Consider the following 12,831-nt stretch of genomic DNA (forward strand, 5'->3'; position numbering starts at 1 on the left):
CTTCGGCACCCGAGCGCGCGCGGACGGAGCGAGATGGCGATCTACCTGGACCATGCGGCGACCACCCCGATGCTGCCCGACGCCATCGACGCCTACGTTCGGGCGCTGGCTGTGGTGGGCAATCCCGCATCCGTGCACAGCCAGGGTCAGAACGCGAAACGGATGCTCGAGGAGGCCCGCGAGCAGGTCGCCGCCAGCCTCGGCTGCGACCCGATCGAGGTGGTCTTCACCGGCGGCGGCACCGAGGCGATCAACCTCGGCATCAAGGGGCTGTTCTGGGCCAGGCAGCCGCGCAACCGCATCCTCGTTCCCGGAGGGGAGCACCACGCCACCATGGACACCGTCGAGTGGCTCGAACGCCACGAGGGCGCCGTGGTCGAGTGGCTGCCGCTGGACACCGCCGGCCGGATCGACCTGGCCGCGGTCGCCCAATGCATTGCCGTCAATCCCGACGACATCGCTCTCGTCACGCTGCTCAGTGCCAACAACGAGGTCGGAACCCTGCAGCCGGTGGCCGAGGTGGCGGCGCTCGCGGCGGCCCACGGCATTCCGGTGCATGTGGACGCGGTGGCGGCGTACGGCCATGTTCCGATCGACTTCCACGCCCTCAGCCAGGCCGGGGTGGCCGCGCTGAGCGTCTCCGCGCACAAGATCGGCGGCCCGGTGGGGATCGGGGCGCTCGCGCTCTCGCGCCGCGCCACGATCGAGCCGCTGCTGCACGGCGGCGGGCAGCAGCGTCAGGTGCGCAGCGGCACCCAGGACGTCGCGGCGGCCGTGGCGTTCGCGGTCGCGGCAAACGCCGTGCACGACCTCCCGGCCGAGAACGCGCGGGTTTCCGCGTTGCGCGATCGGCTCGTCGCCGGCTTCCGCGCGGCAGTGCCGTCCGCCGTCGTGAACGGCGCCGCGGACCCGCAGGACCGCCTGCCGGGCACCGCGCACTTCAGCTTTCCGGGCTGCGAGGGCGACTCGCTCCTGTTCCTGCTCGACGTGGCCGGCATCTCGGTGTCCACGGGGTCCGCCTGCCAGGCGGGTGTCCCCGAGCCCTCGCATGTGCTGCGCGCCATGGGCCGCAGCGAGGCTGAGGCGCGCGGCGCCCTGCGGATCACCCTCGGCCGCACCAACACCGAGGCCGACGTGGACGCCCTGCTCGCCGCCCTCCCCGCCGCCCACGCCCGGGCGGCCAAGGCCGGCCTGGCCGACCGGGTGCCGGGGCGCTGAGCGCGCCCGCGCATCCGTCGCTGACCGTTCTCGCCCGCTACGCGGGTGCTGCGCCGCTCCGCGCATGGCACGCCGCGCGCACAGCGGCGCAGCTCCCGCGCGGAGGCCGCGCGCGAGAGGGACCGGTGCCGGGCGCGTTGGCCATTCGGCTTTGCCCGATTACACTCGTCAGGTGAAGGTTTTGGCAGCAATGAGCGGTGGGGTGGACTCCGCCGTCGCCGCAGCCCGCATGGTCGAGGCGGGACATGAGGTGGTCGGGGTGCACCTGGCGCTCAGCCGGATGCCCGGCACCCTGCGCACCGGAAGCCGCGGCTGCTGCACCGTCGAGGATTCGATGGACGCTCAGCGGGCCGCCAACATCATCGGCATCCCGTACTACGTCTGGGATTTCTCCGAACGCTTCAAGCTCGATGTGGTCGATGACTTCATCGCCGAATACGCCGCCGGCCGCACCCCGAACCCCTGCATGCGCTGCAACGAGCGGATCAAGTTCGCCGCCCTGCTCGAAAAGGCCCTCGACCTCGGCTTCGACGCCGTCGCCACCGGTCACTACGCCACGATCGTGACGGATGCCGACGGCAACCGCGAACTGCACCGCGCCAGCGCCTGGGCCAAGGACCAGTCCTATGTGCTCGGCGTGCTCACCCAGGACCAGCTCGCACACTCGATGTTCCCGCTCGGAGCGACGCCGTCCAAGGCCGAGGTGCGCGCCGAGGCCGCCGAACGGGGTTTCTCGGTGGCGAACAAGCCCGACTCGTACGACATCTGCTTCATCCCCGACGGCGATACCCGAGGCTGGCTGGCCGAGCGTGTGCCGCCGGCGACCGGCGACATCCTGGACCGCGACGGCAACACCCTCGGCCGGCACGAGGGCGCCGCCGCGTTCACCGTCGGTCAGCGTAAGGGGCTGCAGATCGGAACCCCCGCCGCCGACGGCAAGCCGCGGTTCGTGCTCGAGGTGCGTCCGATCTCCAACACCGTCGTCGTCGGGCCGAAAGAGGCCCTCGCGATCAAGGAGATCGCCGGCACCAAGTTCACCTGGTGCGGCGTCGCCCCCGCGCACCCGGAGATCGCCTTCGACTGCGACGTGCAGATCCGCGCGCACGCCGACCCGGTTCCCGCCGTGGCCCGGGTGGTTCCGATCAAGGCCGGCTCGTCCGCCGAAACCAGTGCGAGCCACGGGACCGGCGCCACCACCGAACTCGTCATCGTCCCGGCCGAGCCGCTCACCGGCGTCGCGCCCGGGCAGACCGCCGTCGTCTACCTCGGCACCCGCGTGCTCGGCCAGTGCACCATCGACCGCACGGTCAGCGCCGTCGACACTGCCGCAGACACAGCCGTCCACACTGCCGAGACCAGCGCCCTCGACGTCCCCGTCGCCGTCGATGCGTAGCCCAGAGCCCGCTCCCGCGGTGGACGCGGCCCTGCACGTCGCGGCGGCCGAGGTCGCCGACCTGACCCGGCGCATCCTGGAGGCCCGCGACGCGTACTACGACCGCAACGAGGTCATCATCTCCGACGCGGAGTACGACGAGCTGGTACGCCGGCTCGCCGGTTTCGAGCGCGAATTCCCCGAGCTGGCCAGCCAGGACAGCCCCACGCAGACCGTGGGCGGCCGCGCCGAGACCAGCCTGTTCGATCCGGTGCAGCACGCCGAACGCATGCTCAGCCTCGACAACGTGTTCTCGCAGGGCGAGTTCTCACTCTGGGCGGCGAAGGTCGAGCGCGACGCCGGGCGGCCCGTGCACTACCTCTGTGAACTCAAGATCGATGGGCTCGCGATCAACCTGCGCTACGAGCACGGGGTGCTGGTCAGCGCCGCCACCCGCGGCGACGGGGTCGTCGGGGAGGACGTCAGCGAGAACGTCGCGTGGGTTCCCGGAATCCCCAGGCAGTTGCCGGGCACCGGGCATCCCGCCCTGATGGAGGTGCGCGGCGAGGTGTTCTTTCCGGTCGCCGCCTTCCTCGAACTCAACGCCGCCCAGGTCGCCGCCGGCGAACGCGTCTTCGCGAACCCCCGCAACGCGGCGGCCGGCTCCCTGCGCCAGAAGGCGGAGGGCAAGGCCCCGGAACCGTTGCGCCTGATGCACGCCCGGCTCGGCCGGCTCCGGATGCTGGTGCACGGCATCGGCGCGTGGACCAGCCCGCCGGTCGCGTCCCAATCCGGTGTCTACGACCTGTTGCAGGGCTGGGCTCTGCCCACCAGCAGCTATTACCGGGTGGAACCCTCTGCGGAGCGAGCGGCCGACTTCATCGCGTACTACGGCGAGCACCGGGCGAGCGTCGACCACGAGATCGACGGCATCGTGATCAAGGTCGACGAGCTGGCCCTGCACGCCGAGCTCGGTGCCACCAGCCGGGCACCGCGCTGGGCGATCGCCTACAAGTACCCGCCGGAGCAGGTCAACACCCGGCTGCTCGACATCGTCGTCAGCGTGGGCCGCACCGGCCGCGCCACCCCGTTCGCCGTGATGGAGAAGGTGCGCGTCGCGGGTTCCGAGGTGCGCCAGGCCACCCTGCACAACCAGGACGTGGTCAAGAGCAAGGGCGTACTGATCGGCGATACCGTCGTGCTGCGCAAGGCCGGCGACGTCATCCCCGAGGTGCTCGGCCCGGTGCTCGAGCTGCGGGACGGCACCGAGCGCGCCTTCGTCATGCCCGTGAACTGCCCGGAGTGCGGCACGCCGCTGGCCCCGGCCAAGGAGGGCGACATCGATCTGCGCTGCCCGAACGCGCGCAGCTGCCCGGCCCAGGTGCGCGGCCGGGTGGAGCACATCGGCTCCCGCGGCGCCCTCGACATCGAGGTGCTGGGCGAGGTGGCCGCCGCGGCCCTCACCCAGCCCACCCGTCCGGCGGAGCCGCCGCTACCCACCGAGGCCGGACTGTTCGATCTCACCCTCGGCGACCTGCTGCCGATCGAGGTCATCGTGCGGGACGCCGAGACCGGGCTCGCCAAGGAAGAGGACGACGGTTCCGTGCGGCTGCGCACCCCGTTCCGGCGCAACCCCACCGCCGCCGAGAAGAAGCAGGGCAGTGAGGGCCCGCAGCCGTCGTCGAGCGCCGTCAAGCTTCTGCGCGAGATCGAGCTGGCGAAGACGAAACCGCTGTGGCGGCTCCTGGTGTCCCTCAACATCCGTCACGTCGGGCCGGTGGCGGCGCGCGCCCTGGCCGGTCACTTCGGATCCCTCGACCTGATCCGCGCCGCGTCCCGCGAGGAGCTCGCGCAGGTCGACGGTGTCGGCGGCATCATCGCGGACGCCATCATCGCCTGGTTCGAGGTCGACTGGCACCAGGGCATCGTGGAGCAGTGGACGCGGGCCGGCGTGCAGTTCACGACCCCCGGCCATCCGGGTCCGGGTGCCGCGGCGGCCGCCGGGGGAGTGCTGGCCGGACTCACGGTCGTGGCCACCGGCTCGATCGAGGGCTACACCAGGGAAGAGGCGCAGGAGGCGATCATTTCCGCCGGCGGCAAGTCCGCCGGGAGCGTGTCGAAGAACACCGACTTCGTCGCTGCCGGTCCGGGTGCCGGGTCGAAGCTGGGCAAGGCGGAGGCGCTCGGCCTGCGCATCCTGGACGCCGCCCAGTTCCACCTGCTCGTCACCGAGGGGCCGGCGGCGCTGTCCGAGACACCGGCCGACACCGACACCGACACCGACACCGACACCGACACTGATACCGAAGCCGACGCCGACGCCGACGCCGACGCCGACACAGACGCCCCAGGGTCATCAACGGCGGCAGCCGACACCGGCCCGGCCTGACCTCAGCCGGGGTGGGTGGCCGGCACCTCCGACGCGTCGACCCAGCCGCGCACCATCCGGGTGAACAGGTCCACATTCTCGATGCTCCAGACGTGGTGCATGCCGGGTGCGATCCAGGTGCGGGTCTGAGGCAGCCTTGACTGCAGCAGGGGGAAGCTGTTCCGGACGAGACGAGACTCCCGTTCGCCGGCCACCGCCAGCAGAGGCCCGTGGTAGCGCCCCAGCCCCTCCGGGGCTCCGCCGCGGCTCACATCGTCGAACACGCGCCGGGCGTTGTCTGTTCGGATGCGCAGGCCATGTTCCACGAACAGGTCCACCGCGTCGGCGGGCAGACCGAAGGCCTTCGCCTGGGCCCGCCAATACCAGGCCCTGTCCCAGAGCGGCAGTTGCAGCGTGTTCAGGAACCGCGCGGCACCGTGCACACCACTGAGCGGCACCCCGGACACCAGGCATGAGCGCAGCACTCCCGGGTTCCGGGCCATCACGTGGGTGGCAACCAGCCCGCCCAGGGAGAGCCCCACCAGGTGGGCCCGGCCGCCGCGCGCGTGGCCTGCGATGAGACCGGCCACGTCGTCGGCGGACTGCCCGAGGGAGAGCCAGTCCTCCTCGGTCCGGTCGCCGAAACCGGGCAGATCGGGGGTGAGCAGGTGCCGATCCGGCATACCCTCCACCTGGGGCTGCCAGGACCAGGAGGCCACGGTGCCGCCGTGCAGGAACACGATCGTGTCGGTCCCTGCCGTGTCCTCGCCGTGTTCCAGGGGATAGCGGTGACTGCTCATCCGAGGGCCTCCTTCGTCTCGTTCAGCCACGCGAGTTCCGCCTCGGCATGGAGGATGCCGTTCCGCAGCGTGGCGAAGCGCAGCCTACGCCCGAGGTCGTCCGGTGCACGATCATCGGGCTCGCGGTGGGTTTGGTCCTGCTCGGCGACGGAACGCAGTCCGGCCAGCATCGCGATGGCCTGGCTGCGCCGGGCCCGCAGCACCGCCCGGGTGGCCGGCACCCCCAGCGTTCCGACGAAGAACAGCCGCATCAGGAACGCGTCGTGCGGAGTCTCCGGCTCCAGGGGTGACCGCAGCCAGTCGTTCAGGGCCGCACGGCCGGCCGGGGTGATGTGGTGCTCGCGCCGGTCGGGGCGCCCGTCCTGCGGGATGACCTCGACCTCGGCGAGGCCGTCGGCGACCAGTGCCGCGAGCGTGCGGTAGATCTGGGATTGGTCGGCCGACCAGAAATGGGCGACGGATGCCTCGATGCTCTTTTTGAGGTCGTAGCCCGTCATCGGTGCGAGGTCCAGGATCCCGAGAAGGGCGATTTTGAGCGACATGTACATATTGGACCACACCTATACAGGACTACGCAAGTATCATTTTTCTCGCAAATGCCCCTCTATCGGGGGTCTCCCAAACCCACTGTGGGGGCACGGACGCACCATCCGTTTCAGTACTCTGGAGAGGCAGTGCTTGTCTTTGTAGGCCGGGCTGGATTGCTGCTCGGTGTTCGTGAGGGGACGTACCCAGGTTTGCTGTTGGAAGCGGCGGTTCTATCGCTCTCCCTGGCTCTCAACGGAGCCAGTGAGACCTTTGGAGTACACGCACTCAGCAACACGGTACAGGGGCAGCCGGTGCCGAACCGGGGTGCCGAACCCGCTGCGACCGAACCGCTGTGGCTGAACCTGTCGGCGCGGAACGGCACCTCCGTCGGGGTGCCCGTCGCCGGCGACCCGATGGTGTCCGCGCAACCGATCGCATCCGTCCCACGGTCCAGCACGGTCGCCACTCTCGCATCCGTGCGGGGGATGACCGGCGCCAACCTGCTGGCCGGCCTGTCCACCCTCACGGTCGCCGATCTGACCGCGTTCGTGCAGCAGGCCCCCGGCCAGGTCGACGCCCTGCTGACGGCGCCGCCCGCAGCCTCCGCGGTGGCCGGCCTCTGGACCGAACTCGGCGCTGCCGAGCGGTCCGCGCTGCTGGCGGCCGCACCCAAGCTCGTCGGCAACCTGGAGGGCGTCCCCTTCCGGGAGCGAGGCCGCGCCAACGCCCGCTACCTCACGCAGCGCCTGGCCGACGTCTCACAGAGGCTGGCCGACGCACCCGACGCACCCGACGCACCCGACGCACCCGACGCACTCGACGCAAACGACGCAAACGAGCGCACGGTGCTCACCCGGGAACTAACCGTCCTGCTTCAGGTCAAGGCGGCACTGCGCACCCCCGACGGCGCACCCCGCCGGTCCCTGATCCTCCTCGACCCGACAGGCGGCGGGCGTGCCGCGATCGCCCTCGGCAACCCGGATACCGCCGATTTCGTCTCCTATCTGGTGCCCGGTATGAACTACACGGTCGAGCAGCAGATCGTCAACTGGACCGACACGGCCGACGCCGTGTACACGGAGCAGATCGATGTGCTGCGCGGGCAGGCCGCCGCCGGGCAGGCACTGACGGGCAAGTTCGACGCCGAAGTCGCCGGCGTCGCCACGATCGCCTGGATCGGCTATGAGACACCCCACTTGTTCAACGTGGGTGGGACGGGCCTGGCGGAGGCCGGCGCCGACTTCCTGGAACAGTCGGCACTCGGCATCGAAGCCGATCGCGGCACGCGTCAGCCCTTCGTTTCCGTGCTCGCGCACTCGTACGGATCAACCGTGGCACTCACGGCACTGGCCCGCGGCACCTTCGGGGTGGACGCCCTGGTGCTGGTGGGCTCCCCGGGCAGCCAGGTGCAGTCCGTGGACAGCCTGAGTGTCGCGCCGGGCAACGTCTACGTGGGCAGTGCCGACTGGGACCCGACCGTGAACAGCGCGTTCTTCGGCAGCGACCCCGGTGCCGCATCCTACGGCGCGAAGGCCCTCGGCGTCTCCGGCGGGCACGACCGGGTCACCGGCTCCCGGTTGACCGGATCGGTCGGCCACAACGCCTATTTCGACCGGGGCAGCGAGTCCCTGCACAACATGGCGCTGATCGGAACCGGCAACGCGGATCTTGTCACCGACGGCTCCGAATAGAATTGGGGGATCCACCCCCGACGATCGTACGGAGCAACATGTCTGAAATCACGGCCGAGCAGGTTGCCCATTTGGCCAACCTTGCCCGGATCGACCTCAGCTCGGAGGAGATCGCCCGCCTCACGACCGAACTCGGTCAGATCGTTGACTCGGTCGCGAAGGTCGCCGAAGTGGCCACGCCGGATGTGCCGGCGACGAGCCACCCGATGCCGCTGACCAATGTCTTCCGCGCCGACACGGTTGTCCCCTCACTCTCGGTCGAGCAGGCGCTCTCCGGAGCCCCCGACCGGGACGGCGACAAGTTCCGCGTGCCCGCAATCCTGGACGAGGAGTAACCCATGACCAACCTGATCAAGCGCTCTGCCGCCGACCTCTCCGAGCTGCTTGCCGATCGGTCCGTCAGCTCCGTCGAGGTGACCCAGGCCCACCTGGACCAGATCGCGGCCATCGAAACCGGGGTGCACGCGTTCCTCCACGTGGCCGGAGATGCCGCGCTGGCCGCAGCCGCCCGCATCGACGCCCGGCGTGCCGCCGGTGAGGTGCTCGGTCCGCTCGCCGGGGTGCCCATCGCCATCAAGGATGTGCTCGCCACCATCGACATGCCGTCGACCGCCGGTTCGAGGATTCTGGAGGGCTGGATCCCCCCGTACGACGCCACCGTGGTGCGGCGCGTGCGCGACGCCGGACTGATTCCCCTCGGCAAGACCAACATGGACGAGTTCGCGATGGGCTCGTCGACCGAGTTCTCCGCGTACGGCCCGACGCACAATCCCTGGGACTTCGACCGGATCCCCGGTGGTTCCGGCGGTGGCTCCGCGGCCGCCGTCAGCTCCTTCGAAGCCCCGCTGGCACTCGGCAGCGACACCGGCGGCTCGATTCGCCAGCCGGCCGCCGTCACCGGTTCGGTCGGCGTCAAGCCCACCTACGGCGGCGTGTCCCGCTACGGTTCGATCGCTCTCGCATCCTCTCTGGACCAGGTCGGTCCGGTGACCCGTACGGTGCTCGACGCCGCCCTGCTGCACGACGTGATCGGCGGGCACGACCCGCTCGACTCGACGTCGCTCACGGACACCTGGCCGTCGATGGCCGCCGCCGCGCGCGCCGGTCTCGCGGACGGAGCACTCAAGGGAGTGCGGGTCGGTGTGGTCAAGGAACTCGGTGGCGACGGATTCCAGGCCGGTGTCGCACAGCGCTTCACCGAAACCCTGGCGCTGCTCGCCGCCGCGGGCGCCGAGATCGTCGAGGTCTCCGCCCCCAACTTCGAGTATGCGATCGCGGCCTACTACCTGATTCTGCCGGCCGAGGCGTCGAGCAACCTGGCACGGTTCGACTCGGTGCGCTTCGGCATCCGGGTCAACCCGGAAGACGGCCCGCTGACCAGCGAACGGGTCATGGCGGCCACGCGCGACGCGGGCTTCGGTCCCGAGGTCAAGCGCCGCATCATCCTCGGCACCTACGCCCTCAGCGCCGGCTACTACGACGCCTACTACGGCAGCGCGCAGAAGGTGCGCACGCTGATCCAGCGGGACTTCGACGCGGCCTTCGCGAAGGTCGACGTGCTGGTGTCGCCGAGTGCGCCGACCACCGCGTTCAAGTTCGGCGAGAAGATGGCCGACCCGATGGCGATGTACCTGAACGACGTCACGACGATCCCGGCCAACCTGGCCGGCATCCCCGGCATGAGCCTGCCGATGGGTCTGGCACCCGAAGACGGGCTGCCGGTAGGCCTGCAGATCATGGCGCCAGCGAAAATGGATGCCCGTCTCTACAGTTTCGGAGCCGCCGTCGAGGCGCTGCTCGAAGCATCCTGGGGGCACACGCTTCTCAGCCAGGCGCCGGAACTGGCGCCGAAAGAAATCACAGAGGGAGCCGTCTGATGAAGAAGGCCGAACTGATGGACTACGACAAGGCCCTGGAGCTGTTCGAGCCGGTGCTCGGCTTCGAGGTGCACGTCGAGCTCAACACCAAGACCAAGATGTTCTGCGGCTGCGCGAACGAATTCGGCCAGGGTGCCAACACCAACACCTGCCCCACCTGCCTGGGTCTTCCCGGCGGGCTGCCGCAGGTGAATGCGCAGGCCATTGAGTCGAGCATCCGTCTGGGGCTCGCCCTCGGCTGTGAGATCGCGGAGTACTCGCGGTTCGCGCGCAAGAACTACTTCTACCCGGACACGGCGAAGAACTTCCAGACCTCGCAGTACGACGAGCCGATCGCGTTCGACGGTCAGCTCACCATCGAACTAGAAAGCGGACGTCTGGTCACGGTCGACATCGAGCGCGCCCACATGGAGGACGACGCCGGCAAGCTCACCCACGTTGGTGGGGCGACCGGTCGCATCCAGGGTGCCGACTACTCGCTGGTCGACTACAACCGCGGCGGCGTGCCGCTGGTCGAGATCGTCACCCAGATGATCGAGGGCGGCGAGGCGGACTCGCCCGAGATCGGCCGCACCTATGTCGCCGCCATCCGCGAGATCGTGAAGGCGCTCGGCGTCTCCAACGCCCGGATGGAAGAGGGGAACGTGCGCTGCGACGCGAACGTGTCGCTCCGCCCGCGCGGCTCGAATGTGCTCGGAACGCGAACCGAGACCAAGAATGTGAACTCGCTGCGTTCGGTCGAGCGGGCCGTGCGCTACGAGATCCAGCGTCAGGCGGCGCTACTGCACGCCGGCGGAACCATCACCCAGGAGACCCGGCACTGGCACGAGGACACCGGCATCACCTCGGCCGGTCGGCCCAAGTCCGACGCCGACGACTACCGGTACTTCCCGGAGCCGGACCTGGTACCCGTGGCCCCGTCGCGGGAATGGGTGGAAGAACTCCGCGCCACTCTGCCCGAGCCTCCCGCCGCACGCCGCAAGCGGCTCCAGGCCGACTGGGGCTTCGCCAACCTCGAATTCCAGGATGTCGTCAACTCCGACCTCCTCGACGCCGTCGAGGCCACCATTGCGGCCGGCGCCGCGCCCCAGGCCGCCCGCAAATGGTGGACCGGTGAGGTCGCCCGCCTCGCGAACGTCTCCGGCGTCTCCGCCGACTCGCTCGTGCAGCCGGCGCAGGTCGCCGCACTGATCGAACTGGTCGTGGCCGGCACCCTGACCGACCGCCTGGCCCGTCAGGTGCTCGAGGGCGTCATCGCCGGCGAGGGCACTCCGCTCGAGGTTGTCGAGTCCCGTGGTCTCGCGGTCGTTTCCGACGACGGCGCCCTCATCGCCGCGATCGACGAGGCACTGGCCGCCCAGCCCGACGTTCTGGCGAAGATACGCGACGGCAAGGTCCAGGCGGCAGGCGCCGTGATCGGTGCCGTCATGAAGGCCATGCGCGGGCAAGCGGATGCGGCCCGCGTGCGCGAGCTCGTGCTCGAGCGTGCCGGAGCGGCCGAGTAGTGGGCCTGAGGAACAAGCGCCGGCCCGCCGCCGACGGGCACCCGGCCGCGCAGCCGGGTGCCCTCGGTGTGGGGGCGCAGGTGGTGGTGCGTTTGGACCGCGATCGGTATCCGGACGCCATGGCCGACGACCCGAGCGGCGTGATCGTGGCGGCCGGTGAACTCCAGGGCGCGGCCCTGTACGCCCCCGTGTCCGGACGGGAAACCGTGTGGGTCGTGGAATTCGACGAACCCTTCTACGGTCTCGACGGTTCCGGCCCGCACGCGTCGGCTCGGGTGGCGCAGAGCTCACTCGAAGCTGCCCCGGAGGCGTGAACCTCGTGGAACAGGGGCAGGACCGCCCGGCGACAGCGGCGGAGATCCGTCGCTGGCGCCGGTACCTCGCCGATGAACGGGCCGAAGCGAATGTGTACCGCGACCTGGCCCGGCGCCGCTCCGGCGAGGAACGCGAGATCCTGCTGGCACTGGCCGAAGCCGAAGGGCGCCACGAGGCGCACTGGCGGCACCTTCTCGGGGACCAGGTCGGAGTGCCGCGCCGGGGCGCCGTCCGCACCCGCTTTCTGGGGTTCCTGGCCCGCCGGTTCGGATCGGTGTTCGTGCTGGCCCTCGCCCAACGCGCCGAAGCACGATCACCGTACGACGCCGACGCCGACGCCACCGAGACCATGGCCGCCGATGAGCGCATCCACGAGGAGGTCGTGCGCGGGCTTGCCGCTCGCGGCCGGCACCGGTTGGCCGGCACGTTCCGGGCCGCGGTCTTCGGGATCAACGACGGCCTGGTCAGCAACCTGGCCCTGGTGCTGGGCATCGGCGCCACCGGAGTACCCGCCGCCACGATCCTGTTCACCGGTATCGCCGGGCTCCTTGCCGGAGCGCTCTCGATGGGTGCCGGTGAATATGTCTCGGTGCGGTCTCAGCGTGAGCTGCTCGAGGCGTCGACGCCGAATCCGGCGTCCCGGAGCGTGCTGTCCCACCTCGATCTGGCCGCGAACGAACTGACCCTGGTCTATCGCGCGCAGGGGATGTCCCCGGAGAAGGCCGAGACCCACGCGCGCGAAATTCTGCGCACGGTGGCCATCGCTACCGGACCGGTCGGCGTCAAGAAGACCGGCGGCCTGGCTCCGGCGGTGGACGAGCACGAAGCGATCGGCACGGGCATCGGCGCGGCCACGTCGAGTTTCTGTTTCTTCGCTTCCGGGGCGATCCTGCCGGTGCTGCCCTATCTGTTCGGCTTCGAGGGGATCACCGCGGTGATCATCGCCGCCGTGCTCGTGGGGCTCGCCCTGCTGGCCACCGGTGCCATCGTCGGTCTGCTGTCGGGCGGGCCGCCCTGGCGCCGCGCCATCCGTCAGCTCATCATCGGTTTCGGCGCCGCCGGCGTCACCTATCTGCTGGGTCTTCTCTTCGGAACCTCGATCGCCTAACGCGGCTCCCGAGCCGGCCGGTAATTGAGCTGCCCCGGTGGTTGAGCCT

The 12,831-nt window shown here is 70.2% G+C and carries 11 protein-coding genes; 9 read left to right on the forward strand and 2 right to left on the reverse strand.

Translation table 11 applies throughout. The features are described 5' to 3' along the window. Positions 1-33 precede the first annotated feature (33 nt). The 3 genes from E3T23_RS01065 (at position 34) to ligA (ending at position 4,979) form a co-directional block, all read left to right on the forward strand. On the forward strand, positions 34-1,218 hold the full coding sequence (locus tag E3T23_RS01065; RefSeq protein ID WP_134368680.1) for a cysteine desulfurase family protein: 1,185 nt from the start codon (positions 34-36) through the stop codon (positions 1,216-1,218). Positions 1,219-1,390: 172 nt separating this feature from the next. Then, positions 1,391-2,611 (forward strand): tRNA 2-thiouridine(34) synthase MnmA, encoded by a 1,221-nt coding sequence (mnmA, locus tag E3T23_RS01070; protein ID WP_174843823.1) that lies wholly within the window; start codon positions 1,391-1,393, stop codon positions 2,609-2,611. Then, on the forward strand, positions 2,604-4,979 hold the full coding sequence (ligA, locus tag E3T23_RS01075; protein ID WP_134368572.1) for an NAD-dependent DNA ligase LigA: 2,376 nt from the start codon (positions 2,604-2,606) through the stop codon (positions 4,977-4,979). Before mnmA ends, ligA begins: the two co-directional genes overlap by 8 nt. Before the next feature lie 2 nt (positions 4,980-4,981). Here the strand turns inward: ligA and E3T23_RS01080 are convergent, their stop codons facing one another. Both E3T23_RS01080 and E3T23_RS01085 read right to left on the reverse strand, forming a co-directional pair. Continuing rightward, complete coding sequence (locus E3T23_RS01080; protein WP_134368573.1) at positions 4,982-5,758, reverse strand: alpha/beta fold hydrolase; 777 nt, start codon at positions 5,756-5,758, stop codon at positions 4,982-4,984. Continuing rightward, complete coding sequence (locus E3T23_RS01085; RefSeq protein WP_134368574.1) at positions 5,755-6,300, reverse strand: PadR family transcriptional regulator; 546 nt, start codon at positions 6,298-6,300, stop codon at positions 5,755-5,757. Before E3T23_RS01085 ends, E3T23_RS01080 begins: the two co-directional genes overlap by 4 nt. Positions 6,301-6,597: 297 nt before the next feature. Between E3T23_RS01085 and E3T23_RS01090 the strand changes: the two genes are divergently transcribed. The 6 genes from E3T23_RS01090 to E3T23_RS01115 are packed head-to-tail and all read left to right on the forward strand — an operon-like array spanning position 6,598 to position 12,782. Next, positions 6,598-7,977, forward strand: a complete 1,380-nt coding sequence (locus E3T23_RS01090) for an alpha/beta hydrolase (RefSeq protein WP_134368575.1) — start codon at positions 6,598-6,600, stop codon at positions 7,975-7,977. Between the two features lie 38 nt (positions 7,978-8,015). Next, positions 8,016-8,312, forward strand: coding sequence for an Asp-tRNA(Asn)/Glu-tRNA(Gln) amidotransferase subunit GatC (gene gatC, locus E3T23_RS01095; protein WP_166806150.1), 297 nt, complete (start codon positions 8,016-8,018; stop codon positions 8,310-8,312). 3 nt (positions 8,313-8,315) lie between these two features. Continuing rightward, positions 8,316-9,854 (forward strand): Asp-tRNA(Asn)/Glu-tRNA(Gln) amidotransferase subunit GatA, encoded by a 1,539-nt coding sequence (gene gatA / locus E3T23_RS01100; RefSeq protein WP_134368576.1) that lies wholly within the window; start codon positions 8,316-8,318, stop codon positions 9,852-9,854. Further along, on the forward strand, positions 9,854-11,359 hold the full coding sequence (gene gatB, locus E3T23_RS01105; protein WP_134368577.1) for an Asp-tRNA(Asn)/Glu-tRNA(Gln) amidotransferase subunit GatB: 1,506 nt from the start codon (positions 9,854-9,856) through the stop codon (positions 11,357-11,359). The genes gatA and gatB overlap by 1 nt, the downstream gene beginning before the upstream one ends. After that, positions 11,359-11,673 (forward strand): hypothetical protein, encoded by a 315-nt coding sequence (locus E3T23_RS01110; protein ID WP_134368578.1) that lies wholly within the window; start codon positions 11,359-11,361, stop codon positions 11,671-11,673. The genes gatB and E3T23_RS01110 overlap by 1 nt, the downstream gene beginning before the upstream one ends. A gap of 5 nt (positions 11,674-11,678) precedes the next feature. Further along, positions 11,679-12,782, forward strand: coding sequence for a VIT1/CCC1 transporter family protein (locus tag E3T23_RS01115; protein ID WP_134368579.1), 1,104 nt, complete (start codon positions 11,679-11,681; stop codon positions 12,780-12,782). The last annotated feature ends 49 nt before the right edge of the window (positions 12,783-12,831 follow it).

The sequence above is a fragment of the Cryobacterium cheniae genome, assembly GCF_004403395.1.
Classification (GTDB): domain Bacteria; phylum Actinomycetota; class Actinomycetes; order Actinomycetales; family Microbacteriaceae; genus Cryobacterium; species Cryobacterium cheniae.